Source organism: Paraburkholderia elongata, assembly GCF_013177735.1.
GTDB lineage: Bacteria > Pseudomonadota > Gammaproteobacteria > Burkholderiales > Burkholderiaceae > Paraburkholderia > Paraburkholderia elongata.
In genome coordinates, this window is the sequence record NZ_WOEZ01000032.1 from 25,118 (window position 1) to 40,492 (window position 15,375).

At 61.4% G+C, this 15,375-nt stretch carries 9 protein-coding genes and 2 pseudogenes; 6 read left to right on the plus strand and 5 right to left on the minus strand.

The features are described 5' to 3' along the window. The first annotated feature begins 428 nt into the window (after positions 1–428). The 3 genes from GNZ13_RS05485 to cydB all read left to right on the plus strand — a co-directional run bounded on the left by GNZ13_RS05485 (position 429) and on the right by cydB (position 5,197). Positions 429–2,705, plus strand: coding sequence for an FdhF/YdeP family oxidoreductase (locus GNZ13_RS05485; protein WP_172161231.1), 2,277 nt, complete (start codon positions 429–431; stop codon positions 2,703–2,705). 91 nt (positions 2,706–2,796) lie between these two features. Then, on the plus strand, positions 2,797–4,185 hold the full coding sequence (locus tag GNZ13_RS05490) for a cytochrome ubiquinol oxidase subunit I (protein ID WP_172161233.1): 1,389 nt from the start codon (positions 2,797–2,799) through the stop codon (positions 4,183–4,185). 4 nt (positions 4,186–4,189) lie between these two features. After that, entirely contained in the window at positions 4,190–5,197 is a 1,008-nt protein-coding gene (cydB, locus tag GNZ13_RS05495) for a cytochrome d ubiquinol oxidase subunit II (protein ID WP_172161235.1), read from the plus strand. Between the two features lie 93 nt (positions 5,198–5,290). On the opposite strand, the gene GNZ13_RS05500 is transcribed toward cydB, so the two are convergent. Next, positions 5,291–6,184 (minus strand): LysR family transcriptional regulator, encoded by an 894-nt coding sequence (locus tag GNZ13_RS05500; protein WP_172161237.1) that lies wholly within the window; start codon positions 6,182–6,184, stop codon positions 5,291–5,293. A 307-nt stretch (positions 6,185–6,491) separates the two neighbouring features. On the opposite strand from GNZ13_RS05500, the gene aroE reads away from it, so the two are divergent. Beyond that, a complete protein-coding gene (gene aroE / locus GNZ13_RS05505; RefSeq protein WP_236001821.1) occupies positions 6,492–7,316 on the plus strand; it encodes a shikimate dehydrogenase in 825 nt (274 codons plus the stop codon). A 193-nt stretch (positions 7,317–7,509) separates the two neighbouring features. Next, entirely contained in the window at positions 7,510–8,964 is a 1,455-nt protein-coding gene (locus tag GNZ13_RS05510) for an MFS transporter (protein WP_216674723.1), read from the plus strand. A 134-nt stretch (positions 8,965–9,098) separates the two neighbouring features. Here the strand turns inward: GNZ13_RS05510 and GNZ13_RS05515 are convergent. The 4 genes and pseudogenes from GNZ13_RS05515 to GNZ13_RS05530 form a co-directional block, all read right to left on the minus strand. Further along, positions 9,099–9,764, minus strand: a pseudogene (locus GNZ13_RS05515) (MFS transporter); the annotation flags it as partial. A gap of 125 nt (positions 9,765–9,889) precedes the next feature. Next, the gene (locus tag GNZ13_RS05520; protein ID WP_172161239.1) at positions 9,890–11,857 is read right to left on the minus strand and encodes an aconitase family protein; all 1,968 of its coding nucleotides are present in this window, start codon (positions 11,855–11,857) and stop codon (positions 9,890–9,892) included. A 106-nt stretch (positions 11,858–11,963) separates the two neighbouring features. Next, positions 11,964–12,869 (minus strand): LysR family transcriptional regulator, encoded by a 906-nt coding sequence (locus GNZ13_RS05525; protein ID WP_172161241.1) that lies wholly within the window; start codon positions 12,867–12,869, stop codon positions 11,964–11,966. A gap of 169 nt (positions 12,870–13,038) precedes the next feature. Beyond that, positions 13,039–14,280: an ammonium transporter gene (locus GNZ13_RS05530; protein ID WP_216674724.1), complete on the minus strand. Its 1,242-nt coding sequence runs from the start codon at positions 14,278–14,280 to the stop codon at positions 13,039–13,041. A gap of 390 nt (positions 14,281–14,670) precedes the next feature. Here GNZ13_RS05530 and GNZ13_RS05535 point away from each other — a divergent pair. Further along, positions 14,671–15,369, plus strand: a pseudogene (locus tag GNZ13_RS05535) (porin); the annotation flags it as partial. Positions 15,370–15,375 lie beyond the last annotated feature (6 nt).

The window sequence follows — 15,375 nt, forward strand, 5'->3', positions numbered from 1 at the left end:
AAGCTTCTCGCAGTCAGGAGGAAACCTGACGTAAGTCCGACAAAAAAGCTGAAATCGTTTACGGCAAAGGCTGGGCTTCGCAAGCCCTCGGGCGCGGCCAAAGGGCGTAAGAAGCGCGGCACATCGGAGTCTGGCGCGAGCGAAGAATAATTTTTATGGATTCGTATATTTATCGGAATCCTTAGCATTATTTAATTTTTAACAAGCACCGCGAACCGCCACGCAGACACACAATTCGCTGTATACGAGCGAAACCATCGACACTCAAATCGCACCAAGTTCGGGTCTATTTTTGCCTTGCGGATACATTTAGATTAACTAAACTAAATCGAAGAAGAATACAAAACGTAAGCCGCCATGCGGTGCAATCCTGAAGCAACACAGTCTCGACGGCCCCTGTACATCTGGGGGCGCTCATGGAGGTTCATATGACCACGCGACGCGAAGTGCCAGGCATCCGGCCGTACGAAGGACCTGCTGGCGGTTGGGGGGCACTCCGGGCAACAGCTCAAGCCATCCGGACGCAAATGGAAAGCATCGAGGCGCCGATTACGTTGATGCGAACCAATCAGCCTGATGGCTTCGATTGTCCGGGTTGCGCCTGGCCGGACAAGGAGCACAAGTCTACATTCCAGTTCTGCGAAAACGGCGCCAAAGCCGTCACGTGGGAAGCGACCACCAAGCGCGTTCCGCCGGAGTTTTTCGCTAGCAACACCGTAACGTCGCTTCTGCAAAAGACCGACTATCAGCTGGAGGATATGGGCCGGCTCACGCACCCACTCGTCTACGACCGTGCGACCGATACGTATCGCGCCGTCGAATGGGAGGATGCGTTTGCGCGCATCGGCGAAATTCTGCGTACGCTATCGCCGAACCAGGTCGAGTTTTATACGTCGGGCCGCGCTTCGAATGAAGCCGCGTACCTGTACCAGCTGTTCGCCCGCGAATATGGCACGAACAATTTCCCCGATTGCTCGAACATGTGCCACGAGCCCACCAGCGTGGGCCTGCCGCAATCGATCGGCATCGGCAAAGGCACGGTTTCGTTAGACGATTTCGACCTGGCGGAACTCATCATTGCGATCGGCCACAATCCCGGCACGAATCACCCGCGCATGATGGGTACGCTCCATGAAGCAGCACGGCGCGACGTCCCGATCATCGTGTTCAACCCGCTGCGCGAGCGCGCGCTGGAGCGCTTCGCCGATCCGCAGAGCATGATGGAGATGGCGACCTTTGGGTCGACCCGGATTGCGTCGACCTATTTCCAGGTCGACGCGGGCGGCGACGCGGCCGCACTCAAGGGGGTCATGAAGGCCTTGCTCCAGATGGAGGCCGAACAGGGAAACGTTCTTGACCGGGAATTCATTGCTGCGCATACCGAGGGATTCGATGCCTTCGCCGCAGACCTCGAAGCGACCTCATGGGACGATATCGAAAAGGCCAGCGGTCTCACGCGCGAGGACCTCGATCACGTCGCCGTCGCCTACGCAAAGTCGAACGCGACGATCGTCACCTACGGCATGGGCGTGACGCAGCACAACAAAGGCACAGCCAACGTCCGCCTGATTGCCGACCTGTTACTGCTGCGCGGCAACTTCGGCAAGCCCGGGGCCGGCATCTGCCCGCTGCGCGGGCACTCCAACGTTCAGGGCAACCGCACTGTCGGCATTACGGAGAAGCCGTCCAAGGAGTTCCTCAAGCTGATTGAGACTGCATGTGGCTTCACGCCGCCGTCCGATCATGGGCACGATGCGGTCCAGGCCATGCAGGCGATGATCGACGGCAAGGCGAAGGCGCTCCTTTGCCTGGGCGGAAACTTTGCCGTTGCATTGCCCGACTCTGAACAGTCCTTCCCCGCGATGGCCAAACTCGATCTGGGCGTGCATATCGGCACCAAGCTCAATCGTACGCACCTGCTCGTCTCGAAGGAAACGTACCTGTTCCCTTGCCTCGGCCGAACCGAACTCGATATGCAGGCTGGAGGGCGGCAATCGATCACGGTGGAAGACTCGATGTCAATGGTCCATGCATCGGGCGGGAAGCTCATGCCGGCGTCCGAGCACTTGCGTTCGGAACCTGCAATCGTCGCGGGTATGGCGCGTGCCACGTTGCCGAACAGCAAGCTGCCGTGGATGGAACTCATCGCCGACTACGACAAGATCCGGGATCTGATCGAGCAGACCGTTCCAGGATTCGAAGACTTCAACGCGCGCATCAGAACGCCTGGCGGATTCCGATTACCGCTTCCGCCAACTGAGCGCATATGGCCTACCCCATCGGGCAAGGCCATCTTCTCGGTGTACGGCGGCGTGAAGGAGGACGCCGACGTCTTCGGTGCTGAAAACGTGCTGCGTCTCATCACGCTCCGTAGCCACGATCAATACAACACCACCATTTACGCCATGGATGATCGTTATCGAGGCGTATTCGGACGGCGTGACGTCCTGTTCATGAACGAAGCGGACATGGCCGCGTACGGAATCGAACACGGCGATCTGGTGGACATCGAAACGGTGACCTCCGGCCGGCAGCTTACGCTTAAGAACCTCACCGCGATCATCTACAACATCGCGAAGGGTTCAGTGGGGGCGTATTACCCGGAAGCAAACGTTCTGGTTCCGCTCGACTACATCGACAAGGAGAGCGGTACGCCCTCTTACAAGTCTGTTCCAGTTCATGTCGTTCGTGCGGCAACGAACTGACTTTGCAAGAGCCTGGCCGCCCGATAGACCGGTGAGTTGGCGTCCGGTCTATCGGCAGGCATGCGTCATCACCTGGAGCTATTGACCGATCATGGAAATCTTCGACGCATTTCATCTCGCCAGGTTGCAGTTTGCGTTCACGGTTTCGTTTCATATCGTCTTCCCGGCGATCAGCATCGGCATGGCCAGCTTCCTCGCCGTGCTGGAATGGCGCTTTCTGCTGACCGGTGACAAGGCCTACAAGGACATGTACCTGTTCTGGTCGAAGATCTTCGCGGTCGGCTTCGGAATGGGTGTCGTCTCCGGCGTCGTGATGGCCTATGAGATCGGCACCAACTGGAGTGGATTCTCCCTGATTGCCGGCAACATCACCGGGCCACTCCTGACCTATGAGGTGCTGACTGCGTTCTTTCTCGAAGCCGGATTTCTCGGCGTCATGCTGTTCGGCTGGCATCGCGTGAGTCCCCGCGCGCATTTCTTCGCGACGCTAATGGTCGCGGTCGGTACGCTGATTTCGACGTTCTGGATTCTCGCGTCGAATAGCTTCATGCAAACGCCGCAGGGGTTCGCGATCGAAAATGGCCGCATCGTACCGGTCGACTGGTTCAAGGTGATTTTCAACCCCTCGTTTCCCTATCGGCTCGCGCACATGACGATTGCCGCGTTCATCGTGGCGGCCTTCATCGTCGCCGCATGCGGTGCCTGGCACCTGCTCCACGAACGGCGCGACGTGCCGGTCAAGCGTAGTTTTTCGATGGCGCTGTGGATTCTGCTATTGCTGACGCCGATTCAGATTCTGATCGGCGACGCGCATGGACTAAACACGCGTAAATATCAGCCTGTGAAGATCGCGGCCATCGAAGGGCTGTGGGAAACCGAGCACGGCGGCACCGCACTCAACCTGGTCGGTCTGCCCGACATGAACGCAGAGGTCACGCGATACGCAATCCAGATACCGCATCTCGGCAGCGTGATCCTGACGCACAGTTGGGATGGCGAGATTCGCGGCATGAAGGAGTTTCCGCCCGAGGATCGCCCGTATTCTCCGATCGTGTTCTGGACTTTCCGGATCATGGCCGGTCTCGGCATGCTGATGCTATTGACCGCGCTCGTTGGCCTGCTGCTCAGATTGCGCGGCCGGCTCTACGAGACCCGATGGTATCAATGGTTCGTGTTGTGCATGGGTCCGTCCGGCATCCTGGCGCTGCTGGCCGGGTGGATCACGACGGAGGTGGGCCGCCAGCCCTGGACCGTCTACGGCGTCGTGCGCACGATAGACTCCGTCTCGCCGATCGGCTCCCAGCAAGCGGGCGTTTCTTTGTTGATCTTGGTTCTTGTGTATTTCCTCGTGTTCGGCACGGGCGTCTACTACATGCTGAAGATGATGAAGCAGGGCCCGGGGGCAGGCCTCGAAACCCGCGAATCGCTGAAGTACCCGGAATTGCACAACCGTGCGCTGGACGCTTTGGAAGGAGAATAAGGCCATGCAAATCGATCTTCCAGTCGTCTGGGCATTCATTATCGGACTCGGTGTTTTTATCTACGTGATGCTCGACGGTTTCGATCTCGGCATCGGCCTTCTGTTTCCGTTTTTTGAAGCCAAAGGCGATCGCGAAGTGATGCTCAATACCATCGCCCCGGTATGGGACGGCAATGAGACGTTTCTCGTCCTTGGGGGCGCCGGGCTTTATGGTGCGTTTCCGGTCGTCTACTCGACGCTCCTGCCGGCGAACTATATGCCGCTGATCCTGATGGTCGTGGGCCTGATCTTTCGCGGTGCGGCGTTCGAGCTGCGCGCGAAGGCCAATCGCACACAACACGCATGGGATCTCGCCTTTATTGGCGGCTCAGCGCTCGCGGCCTTCTGCCAGGGCATTGTGCTGGGGTCCCTACTGCAAGGCATCAAGATTGTCAACGCGCGCTTCGTCGGCGATCCGTTCGATTGGCTCTCACCGTTCAGCGTGTTCTGCGGCATCGGCGTACTTATGACCTATGCGACGCTCGGCTGCGGCTGGCTCATCCTGAAGACGGACGGGGAATTGCAGCGCAAGATGCGCGAGCTCATGCGGCCGCTCGTGAGCGTCCTTCTGGCAACGATTGTTATCGTCAGCCTGTGGACAGTTGTTGGGTTGCCTGCCGTAGCGCAGCGCTGGTTTGGAAGCGGCAATCTCGGATGGTTTCTGCCCGTGCCGATCCTTGTGGTCCTCTGCGTCTGGGGCATTTTCCGCTCTGTTCGGCTGCAACACGAAGCCATGCCGTTCCTCTTGACGCTCGCGATCTGTTTCCTCGGCTATACCGGTCTCGTCATCAGCATCTGGCCATACATCGTGCCGCCGTCCCTGACGATCTGGGACGCCTCGTCGAGCCACTCAAGCCAGCTCTTTGCGCTTGTCGGCACCGTCATCGTATTGCCGATCATCCTCGTCTACAACGCCATGCAATACCGCGTGTTCCGAGGCAAGGTGCGCGAAGGAGACGCGGGCTATCACTGAACCGTAGGGCGCCATCGCGGCGGTAGGCGATACACGAGGACAGCCAGGCGACAAGCTCCATGTCGCCCAGACGCTGATTGCGTTCGTCGAAACTCACTTCTCCCATACGTCGCCCGCGCATTGCGCCATCACGCCGAAGAGCGCAGATTTCACCGCACTATCGAGCCGCGTGTAAGCGAGGCCGATACCGGTGCGATGGCCAGGCAAATCGAGCGGACGCGCCACGACCTTGGGCGGCAAAGCAAGCGCCGCCGCGGCTGGAATGACGCCGATGCCGAGTCCCGCCGCCACCAGCGCCAGCATGGTCGGGAATTCGCCCAGTTCCTGAGCGATGTCGAGCACCGCACCCTGCTGTGTCAGCGCGACGAGCATCTCGTCGTAAAAGCCGGGCGCATATCGACGCGAGAGCACGAAAGCGGGCGAGCCGTTCAGATCGGCCGGATAAATCAAAGGCTTTGTGGCTAGCGCGTGATCGTCCGGCACCGCCACCACGAACGATTCTTCGAGCACCACGCGCGTTTCGAGTCCGGCACCGCTCACGGGCAGGCGTAACAGGCCGAAGTCGAGCTTGTTGTCATGCAGCGCGGCGATCTGCTCCGGCGTCGTCATGTCCTTCAGTTCCAGCGTGATGAGCGGATAACGCGCGTGCATGGCGCGGATCAGATCGGGCAGCAGCTTCGGCAGGACCGACGACACGAACGCGACCCGCAGCACACCGATCTCCCCGCGCGCGGACAGCCTCGCGGTCTGCTCGGCGCGCATCGCCTGGTGAAGCGTGGCGCGCGCTTCGGGCAGAAAGAGCCGCCCGGTGTCGCTCAACGCGACTTTGTGGCGGTCGCGCTCGAAGAGCCGCACCTCCAGTTCCTCTTCCAGCGCCTTGATCTGCATGCTCAGCGCAGGCTGCACGATGCACAGGCGCTGCGCCGCGCGGCCGAAATGCAGCTCTTCGGCAAGTGCCACGAATGCGCGCAGGTGCTTCAATTCCATGGTGTTTCTCCGCAAGCGGTCGTCGGTAATCACGAATGATGATAACAACGTCACGAAAGACTATTGGCACGTTTGCTGCACTTGCGTTGAACTTGTGGGCATTCGAGGCAACCGGGGCGCATCGCTGGAAGCGCGGCGCAGTCCGGGAGAGGCCGTTCATCACGGCAATACATCGCAAAACACAAGATCGGAGACATTCACATGGGCATCGCCTTTACCGCCGACAGCAAGCATCTGATCGGCCCTTCTTCGCTTCGCACGACCCCGCGCTGACCACCGTCAACTGAAGAGAACAGGAACACAGCACATGCGCTTCATGCCTCACTCGATTCCGACGCTATGCGGCTCGCTCGCCGGCCAGCCGTTCACGTTCAACGTCAAGGTGCACAACGCGGCTTATCGGGCGCTCGGCGTCGACTACACATTCGTGAGCTTCGGCGTGGAGGATGCCGCCGGCGCGATCAGCGCGATGCGCACGCTCGGCATTCGCGGATTGAATGTGACGATGCCGCACAAACAGGCCGTCATTCCCCACCTCGACGCGCTCGACGAAACGGCACGCGAAATCGGCGCGGTGAACACGATCGACAACCGCGACGGCCACCTGACCGGCTACAACACCGACTGCATGGGCGCGGTGCGCGCGCTCGAAGAAGTGACGCCGCTACCGGGTCGCCGCATCGCGCTGCTCGGCGCGGGCGGCGCGGCACGCGCGATCGCCTGGGGCGTGCAGCGCGCCGGCGCAGAGCTCACCGTGTTCAACCGCACCACGGCGCGTGGAGAAGAACTGGCGCGCAACTTCGGCCTTGCTTTCTGCGGCGATCTGAATGATTTCGACGCGGCGGGGTTCGACGGCGTGGTCAATGCGACGGCCGCCGGCTTCCGCACGCCCGACGTCAATCCGCTGAAACCCACGCAACTTGCGCCGCATCTGTTCGTGATGGACGCGGCGTTTATCCCTGTGCGCACCAAGCTGATTCGCGACGCCGCTGAGCTTGGATGCCGCGTCGTCGATGGAACCCGGATGCTGCTGCATCAATTCTGCGGCCAGATCGAACTGTACACAGGCAAGCCTGCGCCGCTAGAGACGATGAGTGCAGCCTTGCTCGACGAGATTGCACGCGTGGGCTAGCACACTAGCAGGCTCCGTTTTGGATGAAAGCGCGTATTGCTCCCGCGATCCGGCACCCCGCGCAAGACGGGAGCGGAATCGCCGATGCGAAGCCGACGACGGATGGCGACGAGTGGCACTCGCCTTCCGCAAACAGGAGTGGGCCGTTCGGGTCATGTGTGACCCGAACGGCATCCCCATTGGAGGAGACATGATGAAACACCAACAAACCGTTGCAACGGACTCGCGCGGCCCGGATCATGCCGCCGGCGCGTGCGCCGATGCCGGCGCCGGTAGGCACGAAGTCACGAACGCCGATCTGTATCGCGCCGCGTGGGCGGCGTCGCTTGGCAGCGCGCTCGAATATTATGACTTCGCGCTGTACAACCTCGCGTCGGCACTGATCTTCGGCCCGCTCTTCTTTCCGTCCAGCACGCCGGCCATGGGACTGATCGCGAGCTTTGGCGCGTACTTCCTTGGCTTCGCCATCCGGCCGGTGGGCGGCATCATCTTCGGCGCGCTCGGCGATCGTTATGGACGCAAGTTCGTCCTGATGGCGACGATTCTGCTGATGGGCGTCGCAAGCACGCTCATCGGCCTTTTACCCACCTATGCGTCCGCAGGCATCTGGGCTCCGGTACTGCTCGTAGGATGCCGCTTGCTGCAGGGATTGGGCGCCGGCGCGGAACAGGCAGGCGCCGCCGTGTTGATGGCCGAGTATGCGCCGGCCAAACGTCGCGGTTATTTCGCCGCCTTGCCGTTCATGGGCGTGTTGCTCGGCACCGTGATGGCGGCTGCGATCTACTTCGCGCTGGTCCGCGTCGAGGATCTTTCGCAAAGCTGGCTGTGGCGTGTGCCGTTCCTGTTGAGCGTCGTCATCATTGCGGTGGCGATCTGGATCCGGCTGAAGCTCAAGGAGTCGCCATCGTTTGCCAAACTCGAAGCACGAAGCGAGCTCAACGACAATCCGTTGAAGCACCTCATCAATCATTCGAAGCCGACACTTCTCAAGGTCATCGGCATGCGCATGGCCGAGAACGGAGGCTCGTCGATCTATCAGTCGCTCGCTATCAGTTATATGGCGACGGCGACCGGCCTCAAAGGCCAGATCGGCCCGGTCGCCCTGCTGCTCGCCGGCGCCTCGGGGGCGCTCATCATTCCGCTGGCCGGCATGCTGAGTGACAGATTCGGGCGCATCCCCGTCTATCGCGCCTTCGCGTTCTATCAACTGCTGCTGGCCTATCCGACCTGGTGGGTGTTGAGCCTCGGCAACGCCACCGCAAGCATTGCGATGTTGTGCGTCGCGTTGGCCGGCGTCTGGGGTATGTTCGCGACGCAGGGCGCGCTGCTGCCGGAGCTCTTCGGCGCGCAGCATCGCTATGCCGGTGTGGCGGTGGGACGCGAAGTATCGGCTGTGATCGCAGGCGGGGTGGCGCCGCTCATCGGCGCGTCCATCATCGCCTGGGCGACGGCGCACTGGGGTGGACACGAGGGGACGATTCTGGCGTGGCTTCCGCTTGCCACTTACGTCGCGATTCTCAGCTTGATCGGCGTGGTGACGACCTACTTCACACCGGAAACACGGGGGCGTGATCTCGATGATTTGCGTGACGCTGCTGACGCGCCAACGATGTCGGTCAAACGGCCCATGACTCGACATTCTTCATAGCGGCAATCAGATAAGCCCGACAGGGCTTATCGCGACTATTCTGGCTTGGCGTGCACCGCAGCGATGCCTCAACGCGGCCACGCATCGTCGATGCGGCCGCTGTAGCCAGCCGCGGGTCGGCCCTGGTTCCGCAGCTACCGAGATATTTTCTCCAGCTCCAGCCCCTTCGTTCGCGGCCCCATCAACCCGATTGTCAGCATCACGATCAGCATTGCACCGGCGATGAATACAAACACGCCGGTCGTGCCGAAGTGCTTCAACACCGCCGCGATCAGAAAGGCCGTGAAAATCGCGGAAAACCGACTCCACGAATAGACGAAGCCCACCGCCCGCGCGCGGATGCTGGTCGGAAAGAGCTCGGTCTGATACGCATGGTAGCTGTACGAAATGATGTTGCCCGCGAGCGTCAGACACACGCCAAGGCTCACCAGCAACACCGCGCCGGACGCCTGGCTGAACCACAGGCCGCACACGATATTCACGGCCGCCATCACCACGATCACCGTCTTGCGCTCGAAGCGATCGCCGATAAAGAGGCCAATCACCGGACCGATTGGCGCGGCCAGCGCAATCACGCTCGAGTACATCAGGCTCGTGGTGATCGTAATACCCTGCTTGATCAGCAGCGTCGGCACCCAGTTCGCAAAGCCGTAGAAGCCGACCGTCTGGAAGATATTGAAGATCGCCATCATCAGCGTGCGGCTGCGGTACGGCGGCACCCACATATCGCGGAAGACGCCGCGCCGCCGGCGCTGCGCGCGACGGACCCGGCGTGATCGGGGGATGCCATATTGTTTGTCTCCTGGTGATGCGGGTCATGCAGGCGTTGCACGATGATGCTCGCCGGGGCCGGTCTTGTGCCGGCCTTCGTACTTTCGCGTGTCACGCGCACCACGATGCCGGGCCGCAAGTTCCGGCCAGCATTCTAGCCGCGTGTGCGCTTCAATTGTTCGAAGGTGGTGATTTTTCCGGCCAGCGCGCTCGCTGCAACGGTGTACGGGCTCGCGAGCCATACATTGCCCGGGCCTGAACGGCCGGGGAAATTACGGTTGATCGCGCTGATCGTCACCTCGTTCGCATTGGCCGACTGACCCGGTCCGCAATTCGCGCAGGAACCGCAACCGGGCATCACCAGCGTCACACCCGCGCGCTCGAAGACAGGTAAATAACCTTGCTCCTCGCAGTACGCGCGCACCGCCATCGTGCCGAATTGCAGAAAGAGACGCGTGCCCTCGGGCACACGCATGCCCTGCTCCACGCCCCAGCGCAATACCTCGTGATAGAAGTCGAAGTCTTCGCGCTTGCCCGCCGTACACGAGCCGCCATACGCGATATCGATCGTGACGTCCTGCTCCAGTTGCGGCGCCGGTACGCCGTTGCCCGGATCGCCTGGACGCGCGAGCATCGGTTCGATGGCGGTAGCATCGATGCGGATCGTGTCGCGATACGTGGCGCCGGAATCGCTTTTCATCCAGTTTTCAAGGGTGAAATCGACGCCGCGCCGCTCCTTCAGAAACGCCACCGTGCGTTCGTCCGGTTCCACAATGCCCGTGAAGCCGCCCAGTTCCGCGACCATGTTGGTCAGCGTCGCGCGTTCGTCGATCGACATCGCGCGCACCGCTGCGCCGCCGTATTCGAACACGAGGCCGATCGCGCCGCCCGAGCGGACCGCGTCCATCTGCAACAGATGCAGCATGACGTCCTTCGCGGTGACGCCGTCGCGCAACGCGCCGTCGATTTCGATGCACAAGGTCTCCGGCACTTTGCAGCGCACGTAACCCGTCACCCAGCTATTGGCGATTTCCGTTGCGCCCGCACCGAATGCGAGGCAGCCGAGCGCGCCCGAATGCGGCGTGTGCGAATCGGTGCCGCACGCAACCTGCCCCGGCAACGCATACTGCTCGGCCATCAGCGCATGACAGATGCCTTCGGAAGCCGGCGAGTTATCGAGCGCGCCGTGCGAGCGCACCGGATAGTCGCGCGAGAACGACGTGTGCCCTTCCATCAGATTGGCCACGCCCGGCAGCAATCCGTCGCGTACGTGCGGAATGCTTTGCGACGCGAGCACCAGATGATCCTGGAACGCGATGATGTGATCCGGCGCATGCAGCGGCGCGGGCCTGCCGAACGCGCGATGCATCAGATGCGCGCACATGCCGGTGAAGTAATCGTGGCTGAAGCGCCAGTCGGCGGCGATGAACACGCCGTCTCCGCGCTGCGCGCTTTCAATGCCGGGATGAAGATGGCGCTCGATGATCTTCTCGACCAGCGTCTTCGGTTCGGCGGCGCTTGCCGCATTTGCCGCAATTGCGGCGTTCGCCATCTCCCGCACACGCGGCGCGGGCCAGTCCGCGAACTTGCTGTACGCGAGCAATCCGCCGCTGCGAATGATCTGCTGCGTGAGCGCATCGCGGCCTTTGAGAAACTCGTCGATCGGCACGGCCTCTCCCGCGATCAGACGATCGAGCACGGAGAAATCGGTGGTAGTGAGAATACCGATGTTGTCGCAATTCTGCTGATAGATACGCTCGAAACTCCCCGCAACGATCAGGCGAATGCCCGCCGACAACTCCGCCAACGGACTCGATTCGCGCGACGAACCCTTGCCGTAGCGCTTGCCCGCAACCGTCACCTGAAAGCCGCCGTCCTTGACCGCATTGCGGCCGATCGGCAGGCGCTCGCCCGCCTTGAAGCCGACGTACGGATACTGGCCGAGGCGTTCGTCATAGGTGAGCATGACGGTGACCGGCGTGATTTCGTCGGTGGACACGTTATCGCGCAGCGGGCCGGCGCTCGCGCGCGTGAAATTTTCACCGGCGAGTTGTGCCTCGATCACCGCGGGGTCCTGGGACAAGTACAGCACGCGGCCGTCCAAACGAATCGTATCGCTCATATGCATTCTCCTTGCGCTCACTATACGGCGCGCGGTGGCGATGCCGAAGTGCCAGTCCAGCAACGCAGACGTCTTGTTTGGAGAGTGATGCGAGGCGTCCCGCAAGCTAGGGCTTGCTGCCGAGGAACCCCACCAGCGCCGCCGCGCTAGCGCTTAATTGATCGCGCGATTTGAAGATCATGATGAGATGCCGCACTGCCCAGGCGTTGCTCAAGGACAGCAAACGCACGTCGAGCGCATTCACATAGAGCAGCCCCACCTGCTCGGGCACAATCGCGATGCCGAGGCCCGCGTGGACCATCCGGCACAGCGCGTCGAGGCTGCTGACGCGGATCTTTACGTCGAGCTGTCGTCCCGCGCTGGCCGCCGCCTGCTGCGCGAGAAGCCTCGTGAGCGCGCTCTCGCTGCGCAGGCCGACGAAGCTGTCGTCGAGCAGATCGTCGAACGCCACGCGCGGCACGTTGGCGAGACGATGACCGCCCGGCACCAGTACCGCCAACCGATCTTCCCGATACGGCGCCTGCTCGAAGGCTTCACTGCCCGCAACCGGATTGCAGATGCCGAAATCCGCGCCGTGTTCGTCGACGATACGCAGCACGTCCGCACTGTTCTCCTCTTCCAGTTCGATCGACACCTCCGGAAACACGCGCCCGAACGCCGCCACGTCTTCCGGCAAAAACTGCACGATCGACGAAAGATTCGCCACCACCCGCACCCGCCCCTTCGCCCCCGACGAAAAGCGCGACAACTCTGCGCTCATCTGTTCGATGTTGCCGATGATCGCCAGCGCATAGCGCAGCACGGTCTCGCCGACCGGCGTCACCGTAATGCCGCGCGACTGGCGCTGAATCACCGGTAAGCCGATCAACGCCTCGATCTCGGCAATGCGCCGGCTCACGGCGGACGACGCGATGAATTCGCGCTCAGCCGCGCGCGCGATGTTCTGCTCCTGGCAAACGGCGACGAACAGGCGCAACGAGGTGAGGTCGAGTTTCTTGAGGAGGTTTTCCATGGATGTTGCGCTTCACATTGGGCCCAGACCCAACGCTAGCATAGAGGCGACCACGGGCTTCACCCCCTCTTCCGGATTGATTCGGTTGATGGCGCGTGTCGCTTTCCAATAGGGACGAAAAAAAAAGCGGGACGCAAGCGTCCCGCTCTCTTCTCACCTTGTGCTGTGCTTACGCGTCCAGATAAGCCACTTCGCCATGCAACTCGGTATCGAGCCCGTGCTGCGCGGCGGCTGCATCGACCTTAACGGGTGTCACGCGGTTGATCAGCCATAACATGCCCCACGTGAACACGAACGCCCAGACGCCGGACACGAGTACCGCCACGCATTGCTTGACGAAGAAAGCGCCGCCACCCAACAGCAGGCCATCCGCGCCACTCGGATTCCACGCCTTCGACGCGAACACGCCGAGCAGAACGGTACCGACCAGGCCACCCACGCCATGCACGCCCCACACGTCGAGCGCGTCGTCGAGGCCGAGCCGGTTTTTCAGCGCAACAGCGTAATAACAGATCACACCAGCAGAAATCCCGATTATCGCGGCCGTGCTCAACGACACATAGCCGGCCGCGGGCGTGATGGTCGCGAGGCCGGCGACCGAACCGGTCAGCAAGCCGATGAATTTCGGCTGCCGTGCGTTGGCCCATTCGATCAGCAGCCACGTAATGGCAGCGAACGAAGCGGCGACATCGGTGTTAAGGAAAGACGAAGCCGTGATGGCGTCGACGCGCAACTCGGAGCCGGCGTTAAAGCCGTACCAGCCGAACCACAGCAGGCCCGTGCCGAGCGCGATCAACGGCACGTTGTGCGGCTTGTGCGTGACGGTCTGACGGCGCCCCACATACAACACCGACGCTAGCGCGGCGAATCCGGCGGTATTGTGGACCACAATGCCGCCTGCATAATCGAGCACGCCCCACTTCGCGAACAGTCCATCTGGACTCCATACCATGTGCACGAACGGGAAATACACCAGTACTAGCCAGCCAGTCAGAAACAGGAAGTACGCTTTGAACGTCACGCGGTTGGTGAACGCACCTGTAATCAGCGCCGGCGTGATGATCGCAAACATCATCTGATAGGCGACGTGGACCACCAGCGGAATGCCCGCGTCGTTGCCCGTGTACATGGTTTGCAGCGTAATGCCGCGCAGGAACGCATAGTAGGTCGGGTCGCCGATGATGCCGTGCCAGCTTGGGCCGAAGCACATCGAGTAGCCGAACGCGAACCACAGCACGGTTGTCCATGCGAGCGAGATGAAGCTCTGCATCATGATCGCCAGCACGTTCTTGCGTTCGACGAGGCCGCCGTAGAAAAACGCGAGACCCGGCGTCATCAGCATGACGAGGCTCGCGCAGAGCAGCATGAAGGCGGTATTACCAACGTTAATCGGCACGGTTGCGGGAACCACAGCTTGTCTCCTTGATGGTCGTCGTGATGTGTGCCCCCGGCGGCGCGTGGCACTGGCGTCGAAAAGAGCCCTTCAGCGCGGAATTTGCTTTCAATTTGTAGGGTTCATCTGTTTTCGCGCGTTTGCAGCAGGCGAAAAGTATTCCCGCGCCGGGGCCGGCGCAATACGGCTGGAAGATATAGTGGGATTCACGTGACCCGTATGGCCATCTCAGGCCCCTGCCGGCGACCGCTCGCCATCGTCAGCGTGCCGTAAGCGCGGGTAAACCACGTCCGTTCGACCGGCCGCTAATAGCCATGCCTGCGCAAAAACGTCGCTTTTTCGCGTCAGCTTCACGTCGGTCCCGTCGGCCCGTCCGCAGGCCATTCAGCCTGAAAAACACCTATGATAACGAGCGCGAACTACTCGGGCTTTACGTTCGGTGCGTTGTATGGGTTCGGCGGTCAACCGGGCAGCCTGAAGCAGCAGAACACGTGGAGCGTGGGCGCGGGATACGGCAACGGCCCGCTGCATGTGGGCGTCGGTTATGAGCGTTCGGACAACAGCAAGAGCGGGACGAAAGACTCGACGTACGGCAAGTGGAGCGGCACGGACGACGGCCTGTTCAATTCGTCGATCAATGAAGGTTACGCGAGTGCGCAATCGCAACAGATCATCGCTGCGGGCGCTACGTACAATCTTGGCCCGGCTATCGTCGGGGTGAACTACAACAACGTGCAATATCGCTCGGGCGCCGACTCGTTGTTCAACGGGCATGCGACGTTCAACATCGCGGGCGTATTCGGCCAGTGGACGATCCGCCCGGCCGTGCAACTGTTCGCGGGTTATAGCTACACACGTGGCGGCGAAGTGGAGGGTGTGGATGAGCGTGCGCAATATCACAACGTGACACTCGGTGCGCAGTACAACCTGTCCAAACGTTCCACGGTCTATTTGATGGGCGGCTATCAGCACGCATCCGGTGTCACGCTGGATGCGCTCGGTAATCCGGTCGCGGCGACCGCGTCGGTCAGCGACAAGGGCAACAGCCACTCGTCGGACACGCAGTCGCAGGCGATCGTCAGTATTGGTTTGCGGCACCGGTTCTGATGACCC

Excerpts from the sequence above, each read along its gene's own strand:
- GNZ13_RS05520 (WP_172161239.1), bottom strand. The coding sequence starts at position 11,857 with ATGAGCGATACGATTCGTTTGGACGGCCGCGTGCTGTACTTGTCCCAG.
- GNZ13_RS05510 (WP_216674723.1), top strand. The coding sequence starts at position 7,510 with ATGAAACACCAACAAACCGTTGCAACGGACTCGCGCGGCCCGGATCAT.
- GNZ13_RS05525 (WP_172161241.1), bottom strand. The coding sequence starts at position 12,869 with ATGGAAAACCTCCTCAAGAAACTCGACCTCACCTCGTTGCGCCTGTTC.
- cydB (WP_172161235.1), top strand. The coding sequence starts at position 4,190 with ATGCAAATCGATCTTCCAGTCGTCTGGGCATTCATTATCGGACTCGGT.
- aroE (WP_236001821.1), top strand. The coding sequence starts at position 6,492 with ATGCGCTTCATGCCTCACTCGATTCCGACGCTATGCGGCTCGCTCGCC.
- GNZ13_RS05490 (WP_172161233.1), top strand. The coding sequence starts at position 2,797 with ATGGAAATCTTCGACGCATTTCATCTCGCCAGGTTGCAGTTTGCGTTC.
- GNZ13_RS05485 (WP_172161231.1), top strand. The coding sequence starts at position 429 with ATGACCACGCGACGCGAAGTGCCAGGCATCCGGCCGTACGAAGGACCT.
- GNZ13_RS05500 (WP_172161237.1), bottom strand. The coding sequence starts at position 6,184 with ATGGAATTGAAGCACCTGCGCGCATTCGTGGCACTTGCCGAAGAGCTG.